Annotated in this window: 14 protein-coding genes; 3 read left to right on the forward strand and 11 right to left on the reverse strand. The window is 66.2% G+C overall.

What is annotated here, in order from left to right; genetic code table 11:
• Positions 1 to 16: 16 nt before the first annotated feature.
• A complete protein-coding gene (locus FHT02_RS08845; RefSeq protein ID WP_343056876.1) occupies positions 17 to 1,387 on the forward strand; it encodes an ABC transporter substrate-binding protein in 1,371 nt (456 codons plus the stop codon).
• Between the two features lies 1 nt (position 1,388).
• On the forward strand, positions 1,389 to 1,814 hold the full coding sequence (locus FHT02_RS08850; RefSeq protein ID WP_425506424.1) for a DUF4112 domain-containing protein: 426 nt from the start codon (positions 1,389 to 1,391) through the stop codon (positions 1,812 to 1,814).
• Here FHT02_RS08850 and nadC read toward each other — a convergent pair.
• The 10 genes from nadC to FHT02_RS08900 form a co-directional block, all read right to left on the reverse strand.
• The gene (gene nadC / locus FHT02_RS08855; RefSeq protein ID WP_184086613.1) at positions 1,801 to 2,646 is read right to left on the reverse strand and encodes a carboxylating nicotinate-nucleotide diphosphorylase; all 846 of its coding nucleotides are present in this window, start codon (positions 2,644 to 2,646) and stop codon (positions 1,801 to 1,803) included. The two genes, FHT02_RS08850 and nadC, sit on opposite strands and share 14 nt — an antisense overlap.
• A 31-nt stretch (positions 2,647 to 2,677) precedes the next feature.
• The gene (locus FHT02_RS08860) at positions 2,678 to 3,232 is read right to left on the reverse strand and encodes a DUF1003 domain-containing protein (protein WP_221239383.1); all 555 of its coding nucleotides are present in this window, start codon (positions 3,230 to 3,232) and stop codon (positions 2,678 to 2,680) included.
• A 68-nt stretch (positions 3,233 to 3,300) separates the two neighbouring features.
• Positions 3,301 to 4,305: a quinolinate synthase NadA gene (nadA, locus tag FHT02_RS08865; RefSeq protein ID WP_184087070.1), complete on the reverse strand. Its 1,005-nt coding sequence runs from the start codon at positions 4,303 to 4,305 to the stop codon at positions 3,301 to 3,303.
• Between the two features lie 70 nt (positions 4,306 to 4,375).
• Positions 4,376 to 5,050, reverse strand: a complete 675-nt coding sequence (locus FHT02_RS08870) for a DUF4230 domain-containing protein (protein ID WP_184086615.1) — start codon at positions 5,048 to 5,050, stop codon at positions 4,376 to 4,378.
• A 14-nt stretch (positions 5,051 to 5,064) separates the two neighbouring features.
• On the reverse strand, positions 5,065 to 5,922 hold the full coding sequence (locus FHT02_RS08875) for an MBL fold metallo-hydrolase (RefSeq protein ID WP_184086616.1): 858 nt from the start codon (positions 5,920 to 5,922) through the stop codon (positions 5,065 to 5,067).
• Between the two features lie 149 nt (positions 5,923 to 6,071).
• Positions 6,072 to 7,676 (reverse strand): M56 family metallopeptidase, encoded by a 1,605-nt coding sequence (locus FHT02_RS08880; protein WP_184086618.1) that lies wholly within the window; start codon positions 7,674 to 7,676, stop codon positions 6,072 to 6,074.
• Positions 7,673 to 8,041 (reverse strand): BlaI/MecI/CopY family transcriptional regulator, encoded by a 369-nt coding sequence (locus FHT02_RS08885; protein WP_184086620.1) that lies wholly within the window; start codon positions 8,039 to 8,041, stop codon positions 7,673 to 7,675. Before FHT02_RS08885 ends, FHT02_RS08880 begins: the two co-directional genes overlap by 4 nt.
• Positions 8,042 to 8,505: 464 nt before the next feature.
• Positions 8,506 to 8,838 (reverse strand): Grx4 family monothiol glutaredoxin, encoded by a 333-nt coding sequence (gene grxD / locus FHT02_RS08890; protein WP_184086622.1) that lies wholly within the window; start codon positions 8,836 to 8,838, stop codon positions 8,506 to 8,508.
• Positions 8,839 to 8,844: 6 nt separating this feature from the next.
• The gene (locus FHT02_RS08895; RefSeq protein WP_184086623.1) at positions 8,845 to 9,084 is read right to left on the reverse strand and encodes a BolA/IbaG family iron-sulfur metabolism protein; all 240 of its coding nucleotides are present in this window, start codon (positions 9,082 to 9,084) and stop codon (positions 8,845 to 8,847) included.
• A gap of 1 nt (position 9,085) precedes the next feature.
• Entirely contained in the window at positions 9,086 to 9,409 is a 324-nt protein-coding gene (locus FHT02_RS08900; RefSeq protein WP_184086625.1) for a DUF1476 domain-containing protein, read from the reverse strand.
• Between the two features lie 174 nt (positions 9,410 to 9,583).
• On the opposite strand from FHT02_RS08900, the gene FHT02_RS08905 reads away from it, so the two are divergent.
• Positions 9,584 to 11,353, forward strand: coding sequence for a putative bifunctional diguanylate cyclase/phosphodiesterase (locus FHT02_RS08905; RefSeq protein ID WP_184086628.1), 1,770 nt, complete (start codon positions 9,584 to 9,586; stop codon positions 11,351 to 11,353).
• Between the two features lie 7 nt (positions 11,354 to 11,360).
• On the opposite strand, the gene FHT02_RS08910 is transcribed toward FHT02_RS08905, so the two are convergent.
• Positions 11,361 to 12,386 (reverse strand): oxidoreductase, encoded by a 1,026-nt coding sequence (locus FHT02_RS08910; RefSeq protein ID WP_184086629.1) that lies wholly within the window; start codon positions 12,384 to 12,386, stop codon positions 11,361 to 11,363.
• Positions 12,387 to 12,442: the final 56 nt, after the last annotated feature.

Genomic DNA, 12,442 nt, shown 5'->3' on the forward strand with positions numbered 1-12,442 from the left:
TCAGGGCAATGCGCCGGTGGTCGCGAGTGCAATCGGCGGAGCAGCGACAATCGCCGATCCGAGTGCCAGCAAGCTCGATTTTGCGCAGCGCGTGCTGGTCGGGGCCACCGCTCAGGGGCTGGTGCGATTCGACTCGGCTGGTGGCATTGAGCCCGGACTGGCCGAGCGCTGGATCGTGATTGACGATGGGCGCAGCTATATCTTCCGCTTGCGCGAGGCGCATTGGGGCGATGGCACGGAGGTTACCGCGGGTCAGGTCGTGCGCTCGATCCGCAGGAGCGCGGCCGAGCGCAGCCGCAACGCGCTGGCGCCCTATCTCGCCGTGATCGATCAGGTAGTGGAAATGACGCCGCAGATCATCGAGGTCCGGCTTAAGCAGCCCCGTCCCGATCTGTTGAAGCTGTTCGCGCAGCCCGAACTCGCCGTGCTGCGGCCTCGAGGACGTGATGGTAGCGGCCCATTTCGTGCGCAACCGTCGGGCGGCGGCGTCCTGCTGCATGCCGTAGACCAGACTTATGCAAGTGAAGATGCTTCGACACCTGCCTCGCGCAGCCTGCGCCTGTTCGGTGAACGCGCGGCGGTGGCGATCGCCCGCTTCCGCGCAGGCCAGTCAGACCTGATCCTCGGCGGCCGGTTCACCGACTGGCCGATCGCCACGAGCGTCGGGCTGAACCCCGCCAATCTTCGCATCGATCCGGCACAAGGCCTGTTCGGCCTCGCGGTCGTGCGGCGCGAGGGATTTCTGGCGGATGCGGGAAACCGCGCCGCCGTATCGATGGCGATCGACCGCGCCCGGCTCACGCAGGCGCTGATGCCCAATTGGACGCCCAGTGAGACCTTGCTGCCCGCGCAGCTCGATTCAGCAGTGCCGCCCGCGCTGTCGACCTGGAGCATCATGACGCAGGGTGACCGGCGCGCGGCGGCGCGCGCGCGCGTGGCGCTCTGGCGGCGGACGCATCCCGGCCCGATGGAGGTCCGCATCGCGCTGCCTACCGGCCCGGGCGCCACGCTGCTCTGGGGACATCTGGCCGAGGCCATGCTGCGGATCGGGCTGACGCCGGTCCGAGTCGCGATCGACGCCCCGGCGGAACTGCGGCTGCTCGACGAAGTGGCACCCTATGATAGCGGACGCTGGTATGTGAACACCGCCTGCGTCGCCTGTTCGCCGGAAGCGGCGGCACTGATCGCAGCAGGGCGCGAAGCCCCCAGTCTGACGGAACGGGCACAACGCATAGCCGAAGCCGACGCGGCACTGACCCGCGACGCAGCCTTTATCCCGCTTGCTCAGCCGCTGCGCTGGTCGGCGGTGGCACTGCGGCTTGACGCGTGGCAGCGGAACACGCGCGCATGGCACCCGTTGAACCATCTGCGTAACGACAGGGAGTAGCATGGTGGCAAAGACGACGCGGATGGGTTCGGGCGGCATGGGCCGCATGCCGATCGGCAAAGATCCCGCCGCCGTGCGTGCCCGCGTCGAAGCGATGGAAAAGGTGCTGGAGCGCGGCTTCACCATTCCCGGCACCAAGCAGACGTTCGGCTTGGACGTGATGCTCGACCTTATCCCCGGCATCGGCACTACCGTTGCCGCCGGTATGGGGCTCTACATGACTTGGGAAGCGCGCAACCTAGGCATGTCCAAGACCGCAATCGCGCGCATGGCTGGCAATGTTGGCGTCGACTGGGCGCTGGGGCTGATTCCCTGGGTCGGCGCGATCCCCGACTTCTTCTTCCGTTCGAACACGCGCAACCTGAAGATCATCAAGCGGCATCTCGACAAGCATCACCCCTCGACGGTGACAATCACCCCGCGCTGAAGTCCAGCCCGATATCGGCGGCCGGCGCCGACTGCGTTAGCCGGCCCACGCTGACATACGTCACGCCGCTCTCCGCGATAGCGCGGATCGTGTCGAGCCGAACGCCGCCCGAAGCCTCGGTCGGTACGCGTCCCGCGACCAGCGCCACGGCCTCCCGCAGCGTCGCCGGGTCCATATTGTCGAGCAGCAGATGCGTCGCGCCCGCGTCGAGCGCCGACGTAATCTGGTCGAGCCGGTCGACTTCGACGATGATGGAGGCGATCCCGGCTGATGCCGCGCGCCGCACCGCTTCTCCCACCGATCCGGCAACGGCGACATGGTTGTCCTTGATCATCGCCGCGTCCCACAGCCCCAGGCGGTGGTTCTTCGCCCCACCCATACGCGTGGCGTACTTCTCCAGCATCCGTAGTCCCGGCAACGTCTTGCGGGTATCCAGCAAAGTAGCGCCGGTGCCCGCGATCGCATCGACATAGCTGCGCGTCAGCGTCGCGATGCCCGAAAGGTGCTGCACAGTGTTGAGCGCCGACCGCTCGGCGGTCAGCATGGCCCGGGCGCGGCCGTGAAGGCGCAGCAACTCGGTTCCAGCCGGCACCTGAACGCCGTCCTCCACCAAACGCTCCAGACGCACCCCGGGATCGAGCATGCGGAAGAACGCCTCGGCGATCGGCAGCCCCGCCACGGTGATCGCGTCCCGGCTGTCCATCACGCCGGCGAACACCGCGTCGTGGGGGATTACGGCGACAGAGGTGATGTCGCCGACGTCCCCCAGATCCTCCGCCAGGGTGGCACGAAGAAAAGCGTCGAGATCGAAGCGGTCGAGCTGGAAGGTCATGGCGCCCTCCTAATCGGCGGACGTGCGATTGTCAGCCCGGCGGGGCCTCTTCCTTCCCGTCCATCACGTCGAGCACTGCCTCAGGCGCCACGTCACGTTCGATCTCGCGAACTTCGTGATCCTGCGCTTGGGCGACGTCGAGTTTCTCGGCGATGGCGCGGACCATGCCTGCAAGCTTGGTAACCTCATGCTCAGTCAGCAGGTTTATCTGGAGGTCGAGATCGGCTCGGCGGTCGGCGGCGGACATCATCCGGTTCTGGCTGATGAGCACAAAGGTGGAGAGAAAGATCGCCTCGACCGACGCCTCCATCGCGAGCACCACGAAGCTGGGATCCCATTGCGGCACCCCCGGTATCCAGCCGAGATTGGCCGTGATCCAAAAGCCGAAAGCCACGAGGTGCAGGTACACGAACGCCATCGATCCGGTGAAGCCGGTGATCTTGTCGGCGATCCGCTCTTGCAGCCCGGCCTGCGCCGCCTCGGCGTGGCGGCGCTCGGTCAGCACTTCGATGTTGCGCAGTAGCGCGCTGTTGAGCGTGCCAGACTCAAGGCGAGTCGGGCTGTATGGATCGTCTTCCTGCTGCAACCGCTTGTTCCTCAAGAATAAGCGGCAGCAACGCACGAGCAGGCCGGGTGTTCAGATCGTCATGATACTCAATCGCCGGTGACGCGCACCGGCCCCAGATCGCCATAGCCGACGCTCGAACTCGCCATCTCCAGCATGCGGTCGAGGCTCTTCTTGGCCTTCAGCCGCATGTCCTCCTCGATCTCGATGCGCGGGTTCAAGTCGCGCAGCGCGAGGTACAGCTTTTCCATGTCGTTCAGCGCCATGTACGGGCAGATGTTGCAGTTGCAGTTCCCGTCCGCGCCCGGCGCGCCGATAAAGGTCTTGCCCGGCAGCGCCTTTTCCATCTGGTGGATGATGTGCGGCTCGGTCGCGACGATCAGCGTGTCGCCCGGAAAGCTTTGCGCGAACTCCAGGATGCCGCGGGTCGACCCGACATAATCGGCATGGTCCAGGATGTGCGGCGGGCATTCGGGATGTGCCGCGATCGGCGCGCCGGGATGCTGCGCCTTGAGCTTGAGCAGTTCGGTCTCGCTGAACGCCTCGTGCACGATGCACACTCCCGGCCACAGCAGCATCTCGCGCTCAGTCACCCGGGTCAGATAGCCGCCCAGATTGCGGTCCGGGCCGAAGATGATCTTCTGCTCGGGCGGGATCTGCGCCAGGATGCGCTCGGCCGAGGAGCTGGTGACGATGATGTCGCTCAGCGCTTTCACTTCCACCGAACAGTTGATGTAGGTGAGCGCGATATGATCGGGATGCTGCGCGCGGAACGCGGCGAACTGCTCGGGCGGGCAGCTGTCCTCCAGGCTGCACCCGGCGTTCATGTCGGGCAGCACGACGATCTTGTCGGGCGACAGGATCTTGGCGGTCTCGGCCATGAAGCGCACGCCGCAAAAGGCGATCACCTCGGCATCGGTCTCTGCGGCCTTGCGGCTCAGGTCCAGGCTGTCGCCCACGAAGTCGGCCAGGTCCTGAAGCTCGGGCTTCTGGTAATAATGCGCCAGGATGACCGCGTTGCGCTCCTTGCGCAGCCGCTCGATCTCCGCGCGCAGGTCCAAGCCTGCCGTTCCCTGCCCCAGCCGTGCGTCCATGTTCTCGTTCAATCCCGTGATAGTCGCCGCCGACATGGCCCTGTCCATCGCGGCGATCAAGTATGGGTTGCTACCAGCGGTTCTCGATCACCTCGCGCGCGCTGCGCGACGCATCCCAGATCTCACGGCTGCCGCCCGGCCGCTCGTCGGGGAAATAGACCTGCACCGTCGCATTCAGGCCCGCTGCCTTGAGCGGCATCGCGAAGCTGCGCTCCACCGCCCGCCGCGTCGCATCCTTGGCCAGCTTCATCGGGGTCGCCTCGCGCGCCTGGCGCACCAGCTCGGCCTGTCCTGCCTTGCGGTTGGCCGCATCCAGCCGGTCCTCGACGTCGGTGAAGCGCATCAACAAGCCCCCTTCGTCATATTCGCGCATGGCGTTCAGGTCGATCTCGGGCCCGACGATCTCTACCGGGGGCAGCGTGACCGTCAGCCGCTTGGCGTTCGCGTCCCAGCTGACGTTCTTCTGCTGAAGCTTGGCCATGTCGACTTCGTAGCGGACCATGCCCGGCATGATCAGCGTCTTCTGCGCGCTCATCCCCAGCCGGCTCTGCTTGGACGTGACCACCGCGACATAACGCGCAGCAAAGGTCGACAGCCGGTTCTGCTCGCGCAGCCCCTGCAGGCTCGCCTGAGCGATCGTCACCGGATCGGGACCGGTGAACTGCTGCTTGACGCTCTGGCCGAGGAACCAGAACCCGGCACCCACGGTGAGCAACAGCGCCAGCAGCAGCGCGACGAACTTCACGCAGCCCCAGTTCCTTACGCTGCGCTCTTCCACTGACCGGCCTCCTCGTGCACGAGGCCGCGGCCCCGCAGGTCGATCAGATGCGCCAGCACCGACCCCGCCGCCGCGCGCGCCAGTCGGGGGTCGAGCCCAACATACATGCGCGCCACCATCGCCGGGATCGCCAGCGGGTCCGCGCGCAGCAGGCGCAGGATCTGGCCTTCGCGCTGCTTGCGGTGCCCCAGCATCCCGCGGACCAGCCGCTGCGGGTTCTCCACCGCATCCCCATGCCCCGGAAAGTAGATGCGGTCGTCGCGGCCTATCAGCTTTTCCAGACTCGCCATATACGCGCCCATATCGCCGTCCGGCGGCGCCACCACACTGGTCGACCAGCCCATTACATGGTCGCCGCTGAACAGCGCCCGCGCCTCGGGCAGCGCGAACGCCACGTGATTGGAGGTATGCCCCGGGGTCGCCACCGCCACCAGCGTCCACCCCTGCCCGGCCACGCTGTCGCCGTCCTGCAGGATCCGGTCGGGCGCATAATCGGGATCGAACGCCGCGTCGGCGCCCGGCCCGGCGCCGTTCACCCTCAGCGGAGCGCACCCCATCACCGGGGCACCGGTCGCAGCCTTGAGCGCCGCGGCGGCTGGGCTGTGATCGCGGTGCGTGTGTGTGCACAGGATGGCCACCACCGGCCGCCGGTCGATCGCATCGAGCAGCGCCTGGACATGGGCGGGATCGTCGGGCCCTGGGTCGATCACCGCCAGATCGGTGGTCCCGACCAGATAGCTTTGTGTGCCGGTGTGCGTGTAAGGCGATGGGTTCGGCGCCAGGACGCGCGTGACGAGCGGGTCGACCGCCATCGCGACCCCGGTGGTTGCGTCGTTCATTGCCGCGATGTGGCGGGCGGGCGCCGCGAACGCAAGGGCGGGCACTTGCGCAGGCAAAAGGGGCCGGCCGCGAAGGAGTAAGCGGCCGGCCCCAATGAAGGGCGATGCACGACGAACGCAGGCAAGCCGCGCACCGCCCCTCCCCCAACTCAATCGTCGTTGGCGAGCTCCGTGGCGATCTCGGCCATCGCTTCGTCGAGCTCCTTCAGGGCGTTGGCGCGGTCGGCTTCGCCGATGTTGCGGTCAGCCTGGATGGCGCGGCGGGCGGATTCGATGCCCATGCGCCCGGCTTCCAGGCCCATGCGCTTGCCGTGCATCGCCATGCGGGTGGCGTTCTCGGTCATGGCCTCGATGCGATCGGTGCAGATGATCATGACCTTCTTGTCACCATTCTGGCGGTGCATCACCGTTTCGCCGTTCGGGCCGGCCTTGCCGCACTTGCCGTCGCGAATCTCGGGGATGTTGACGTGGAGCGGTGGGATGTTCGGCACCACTGCGACATGCCGCGTGCCGTCCGCCTGCGTCACGACGACCTTCTCGATCCGCTTGCCATCCTTGTTGCTGCCATGGTGATAGACATCTCGGTGCGACGGCGCGGCGCCGGGTTCGGGCGCAAGGGGTGGCGTCGGCGGCTCGGGCGCCTCAGGCGCTTCCGGGGCGGAAGGGGGAGCCGGGGGCGTGGGTGGAGCCGGCATGTCCTGGTCTAGCGTAATGCCGGTCATCGAAGTCACCTCTTCGGTGATGCGCGTGGCGGCAGCCGTGCCCGACGCCGTCAGGCCAAGGGCACCAAGGCCGATCAGGGTCATGGCCGCAACGCCGCTCGCGATACGGCGGGAAGAATATTCGTTCGTCTTTGCAAGCATTCTGAGCCTCCCTTTGACTTCGTTGATCGTGTGCAAGTGACAAGCTGCCGAGACCGCGCCCCCATGCGCGGACTTGACGATCGCACGGCCATAGGCATGGCGCAGTGCCTGGGCACGGCCGGCGAGCACCAGCGCGTCACACGCCATTTCCTGGTCTGCGCGGAAGGCGCGAAAGGCCCTCCAGGCGACCGGATTGAACCAGTGGAGAGCAAGGACGACCAGCGCCACCCAATTGGCGAGCAGGTCGCCGCGGGCGTGGTGGCCAAGCTCATGGGCAAGCGCCAGGTCGCGCTCCTGCTCGTCATAGCGTTCGGCGAAGTCGCGCGGGAAGGCGACGTACTTACGGAACACGCCGAAGGCGAGCGGCCCGTGCGCGGCGTCGGTTTCGACGACGCGTACCGTGCCCTGCGCCACGGTACGGTCGACCCGCGCGCGGGCGAGTAGATGGCGGCAATAGCGGCGATGCGCGACCAAGTGATAGGCCAGGAAGGCCAAGGCGCCGAGCGCCCAAAGTCCCAGCAGCAGCAGAAGCGGGCTTGGCCCGCCTTCCACCATGGTGGGCGGCACGAGCGCCAGCGTAGCGTGATGGCTGCCCACCTCGATTGTCGCCCGCGTGACGTGCGAGACGAGCTCGGGAGGCAGCGTTTCCGGATTCATGATGCCAACCGTCACCCCCCGCGCCTCTTCGACCCGGTGCATGAGCGGCGCGAAAAGGCGGGTCAGCTGCCAATCGCCGGGCAGCGGCGGCAGCACCAGCCGCGCGACCGGCAGAGCCCACAAGGCGTAGGCCATGTGAGGTCCGAAATGCCGCCGCACGGGACCGCGCAGGCCAAGCACCAGCAGCATCAGCAGGGTCGTGGCGACGAACGTCTCAACTGCCCAGGCGATCATGACTTCAGCTCCTTCAACAGGGCTTCGATCTCGGCGATGTCTTCGTCGGTGATCTGGTCGCGCTCGGCCAGATGTGCGACCAGCGGCGTCAGCCTGCCTCCGAACAGGCGATCCATCAAGCGGCGCGATTCGCCGGCGACATAGTCGCCACGCGCGACGAGCGGGCGATAACGATAGCGACGGCCGTCTTCCTCATGCGCGATGATGCTCTTGGCAAGCAGCCGCCCGAGCAGGGTCTTGACCGTGTTGGCGCTCCAGCCCCGCGTTTCGGGCACCCGCTCGGCCACCTCCTGGGCAGTGAGCGGGGCCTCATCCCACAGCACCTCCATCACGGCATGTTCGGCTTCGCTGATACGCTCGGTCATGACTTCCTCTCCCGACTACGTATGTAATCGCTCACGATTACAGCTGTAGTCAAGGGGGATTTTACGTGTCCCTGTGCGGCAAGGTGTCGGGGCTGTTTACAGGCGCCACCCCCAGTAAGCAGTCGTTAACCGCTAGGCGGCTAGGAAATGCGTCAGTTGTGCAAGTTGGCACGGCGAGTGCAGAGCGAAAGGCACCCGAGCGTTCAACGCTTCATAAGGGTGGGTCGGCCAGCTCTCCGGTCTCGCGTCGACCCACCCGCCCCGGGTTTTACACCAGTAACAGGCGCGACTCGGCAGACAGGCAGCCGGATCCAGAGGCGCGCCACCCCACAAAAACACGTCACCCCGCGCTCGAGGCCGGGTCCATCCGTCCGCCCGCGAGAAGCTGATGGTTCAGCCACGGCCCGCCGGTGAAATGGACCCCGGCACGAGCCCGGGGTGACAGAAAACGATCGAAGAAGAGATCAGGCCTGCGCGGCTAACCCCTTCTCGGTCAGCAGCTGCTGAAGCTCGCCGCTTTCGTACATTTCCATCATGATGTCCGATCCGCCGACGAACTCGCCCTTCACATAAAGCTGGGGGATGGTCGGCCAGTCGGAGAACGCCTTGATCCCCTGCCGGACGCCCTGGTCCTGCAGCACGTCGACGCTCTCGAACTCGACGCCAATATGGTTGAGGATCGCGATTGCGCGGCTGGAAAAGCCGCATTGCGGAAACAGCGGGCTGCCCTTCATGAACAGCAGCACGTCGTTGCTGTCGACCAGCGTCTGCAGCCGGGCCTGAACGTCATCGGTCACTTGGTATCACTCCTCGACAGGCGCTTCGGTGGTCAATTGGAGCGCGTGCAGCACGCCGCCCATGCGCCCGCCTAGCGCCGCATAAACCGCCTGGTGCTGGCGCACCCGCGGCATCCCCTTGAACATGGGGGCGACGACCCGCGCTGCATAGTGGTCGCCGTCACCGGCAAGATCGGTGATCTCGACGCGCGCATCCGGAATGCCGGACTTGATCAGCGCCTCGATCTCGGCTGCGGCCATGCCCATCTTACTGCGCTTCCATCAGCTGGCGCCGCGCCTCGACCGCCTGCTCTTCCAGTGCGCGGCGAACTTCGGCCTCGTCCACATCCACCCCGGCGGCGAGCAGGTCGCTGATCAGCTTGCGGATCACGTCCTCATCGCCCGCCTCCTCGAAATCGGCCTGGACGACAGCCTTGGCATAGGCGTCGGTTTCTTCCGGGGTCAGCTTCATCTTGGCGGCGGCCCATTGGCCAATCAGCCGGTTGCGCCGGGCAATGACACGGAAAGCCATCTCCTCGTCGCGCGCGAACTTCGCCTCAAACGCGCGTTCGCGATCGTCGAAACTGGTCATGTGAGTGTCCTGGCCCTTTGCGGTTGTTTGGTTCGAGATAGGAGGGGTGCGAAGGCAAGGCAACTGGCCTTCGCCGGCCGCCTCGCCGGTGGCGCAGCCGACAGCCGGGCTGGAGCGCAGTTTAGGTTTTGGTCACTTCCAGCCGATAGGTACGGCGAACAAGGACAAGATCCCATGTCGCCTTTCAATGAAGAAGCGCGGTTAGACGCGCTGTACCGGTTGTCACTACTCGACACCTCGTCCAGCGAGAGTTTCGACCGTATCACGCGGATGGCGAGCCAGATCTTTGGCTTGCCCATCGCCGCGATCTCGCTGACCGACCGGGACCGTCAATGGTTCAAGTCGCGGGTCGGCATCGATCATCGGTCGATCCCGCGCGAAAAGGCGCCGTGCGGTGAGGTAGCCGAAACATCGAGCGTTCTCCTGATCCCCGATCTTCACGCATGCCCTAATTACGGCGACAGCCTGCTCGCGGAGCAGGGCGTCCGCTATTATGCCGGCGCGCCGCTCGTGACGCGCGAGGGACACAGCCTGGGTGCGCTATGCGTGCTCGGCACCGAGCCGCGCGAAACCTCCCACGAGGAGATCAGCGCCCTGACCGATCTTGCCCGCATGGTCATGGACCAGATCGAGCTGCAGCACGCCTTTGGCCGCATCGATCCGTTGAGCGGGCTGCCCAACCGCAACCAGTTTCTCGAGGATCTGAACGATTTGGGCCGGGACCATCCGGGCGAGCAACGCCTCGCAGTCCTGCTCGATCTCGCCCGCAATGACCAGCTGTCGAACGGCATGCGCGTGATGGGCTCGGGCTTTATGGACGATATCGTCCGGGACACGGCCTGCACCATCACCAAGGTGATCGGCCCGGGCCGCACCGCCTACCACGTCGCCGCCACCCAGTTCGCATTTCTCGCGCCGCCGGACGTGGAACAACCAAGCTATTGCGAACTTCTCGCCAACCTCCTGGCACATCACAGCGGCACCTCCCGCGCCCGCTTCGTGATGACCAGCACCATCGGCATTGCACCCTTTGTCGTTGGGCGTGCCAGCCCTTCGTCGGTGCTCCGCCGCGCGCACAGCGCTGCACAGGATGCGCGCCTCTCCTCCTCGCTCGTATCCGCCTATTCGCCCAACATGGACGAAACGCATCGCCGGCGCTTCCGGCTGCTCAACGATTTCGGAACGGCGCTAGACTCCGGCACGCAGCTGTCGCTGGAATACCAGCCTCGGATCAATCTCCGCTCGGGCGCGTGCGTCGGGGTCGAGGCGCTGCTGCGCTGGAACCACCCTGCGCTCGGCCCGATCTCCCCTGCCGAATTCATCCCGATCATCGAACAAACTGCCTTGGCCGGCCCCACCACCAGCTGGGTCCTGAACACCGCGCTCCACCAGCTTCACGCCTGGCACGCGGGGGGTATTGACATCCAGATGGCCGTCAACGTCTCCGCGCATAACCTGCAACAGGCCGATTTTGCCGCCCAGGTGCAGCGTCAGTTGCTCAAGCATCGCGTGCCCGCCTCCGCGTTGGAACTGGAAGTGACCGAAAGCGCGATGATGGACAATGTAGACGCCGCGCTGTCGCAAATTTCAATGCTGAACGCGGCCGGCATCGTCATTGCGATCGACGATTTCGGGACGGGATATAGCAGCCTGACCTATCTTCAGCGCCTTCCCGCGCGCGTTCTCAAGATTGACCGGTCGTTCGTTCAGGACATGTTGGCCAGCCCGCGCGAACGCGCGCTGGTCGCGTCGATGCTGTCGCTCGCGCATGACCTTGAATACCGCGTCGTCGCCGAAGGGATCGAAACCGAGGAAGTACGCCAGGCGCTCTCCGATTTGAATTGCGACGAGGGTCAGGGCTATCTGTTCGCCCGCCCGATGCGCGCCGACGCGTTCCTCGCCTGGCACCTCGCGCGGAACGGCGCGCTGTCACAGGCGGCCTAAGCCGGCCTCAGACCAGCGCGATCCGCCGGCCCTCGGCCGCGCTCTCCCGTGCGGCGTCGATGATGCGCAGCCCCAGGATCGCGTCGGATGCCGCCACCGGCGGCGGCGCGCCTCGCGCGATTGCCGAGACAATCCCGGCATAGAAGCACCGGTAGTCACCGCGCTGCGACGGGATCGTCTCGCGGCCTCCCTCCGGGAGCGTCAGCACGCCGTACAGGGAGGGATCTTCGGCCCCGTGGCTGGCATCCTCGACACTGGCACCGGCCCGCATCGCCGCTTCCTGCGGGTCCAACCCGAATTTCACGAAGCTGCCGGTCCGCCCGTAGATCCCGAAGCGCGGGCGCGGCGCCGCGATCATCCGCGAAGAGGCGAGCACCACCCGGCGCGCGCCATAATGAAGCGTCACGCTGAAATAATCGTCGATGACGCCCTGTGCCCGCTGCACGGCCAGGTCGCCGCTCACCGCTTCGGGGCCACCGAACAGCAACAGCGCCTGATCGATCAGGTGCGGTCCCAGGTCCAGGAGTTGCCCCGCGCCCGCTGCGGGCGTTTCCTTCCATTGCTGCGACGGCTCGGGCCGGAAACGGTCCCAATGCGCTTCGTACAACAGCACTTCGCCCAGCCGCCCCGCCTCGACCAGGCTGCGCACCGTCAGGAAGTCGCTGTCCCAGCGCCGATTGTGGAAGGGAACGGCAAGGCGCCCATTGGCGCGGGCCAGATCCACCAGCGCGCGCGCTTCTTCGGCGCAGCCGGCGAACGGCTTGTCGATCACCACATGCTTGCCCGCCTCCAGCGCCGCGCGGGCAAGCGGATAGTGCGTCGCATTGGGTGTGGAGATCACGACCAGGTCGATTGCGGGATCGGCGATGACATCGTCGGGCGTGGCGACCCGCGTCTGCGGATAGGCGGCATGGACCGCCTCTGCCCGTGATGTCGTCACCGCGGACAAGACCAACCCGTCCACCGCCGCAATCAGCGGCGCGTGAAATGCCGTTCCCCCCAGGCCGAAGCCGATAAGTCCCGTGCGGATCATCGCATTCTCTTCCCAGTCACGCCGCGGCCTGTAAACCGCCGGCACAGCGATGTCAT

Origin of the sequence: Sphingomonas xinjiangensis, from assembly GCF_014199255.1 — a bacterium.
GTDB classification, from domain to species: Bacteria; Pseudomonadota; Alphaproteobacteria; order Sphingomonadales; family Sphingomonadaceae; genus Sphingomonas; species Sphingomonas xinjiangensis.

Excerpts from the sequence above, each read along its gene's own strand:
- FHT02_RS08885 (WP_184086620.1), bottom strand. The coding sequence starts at position 8,041 with ATGACCGAGCGTATCAGCGAAGCCGAACATGCCGTGATGGAGGTGCTG.
- nadC (WP_184086613.1), bottom strand. The coding sequence starts at position 2,646 with ATGACCTTCCAGCTCGACCGCTTCGATCTCGACGCTTTTCTTCGTGCC.
- nadA (WP_184087070.1), bottom strand. The coding sequence starts at position 4,305 with ATGGACGCACGGCTGGGGCAGGGAACGGCAGGCTTGGACCTGCGCGCG.
- FHT02_RS08900 (WP_184086625.1), bottom strand. The coding sequence starts at position 9,409 with ATGACCAGTTTCGACGATCGCGAACGCGCGTTTGAGGCGAAGTTCGCG.
- FHT02_RS08875 (WP_184086616.1), bottom strand. The coding sequence starts at position 5,922 with ATGAACGACGCAACCACCGGGGTCGCGATGGCGGTCGACCCGCTCGTC.
- FHT02_RS08895 (WP_184086623.1), bottom strand. The coding sequence starts at position 9,084 with ATGGGCATGGCCGCAGCCGAGATCGAGGCGCTGATCAAGTCCGGCATT.
- FHT02_RS08850 (WP_425506424.1), top strand. The coding sequence starts at position 1,389 with ATGGTGGCAAAGACGACGCGGATGGGTTCGGGCGGCATGGGCCGCATG.
- FHT02_RS08905 (WP_184086628.1), top strand. The coding sequence starts at position 9,584 with ATGTCGCCTTTCAATGAAGAAGCGCGGTTAGACGCGCTGTACCGGTTG.
- FHT02_RS08880 (WP_184086618.1), bottom strand. The coding sequence starts at position 7,676 with ATGATCGCCTGGGCAGTTGAGACGTTCGTCGCCACGACCCTGCTGATG.
- FHT02_RS08910 (WP_184086629.1), bottom strand. The coding sequence starts at position 12,386 with ATGATCCGCACGGGACTTATCGGCTTCGGCCTGGGGGGAACGGCATTT.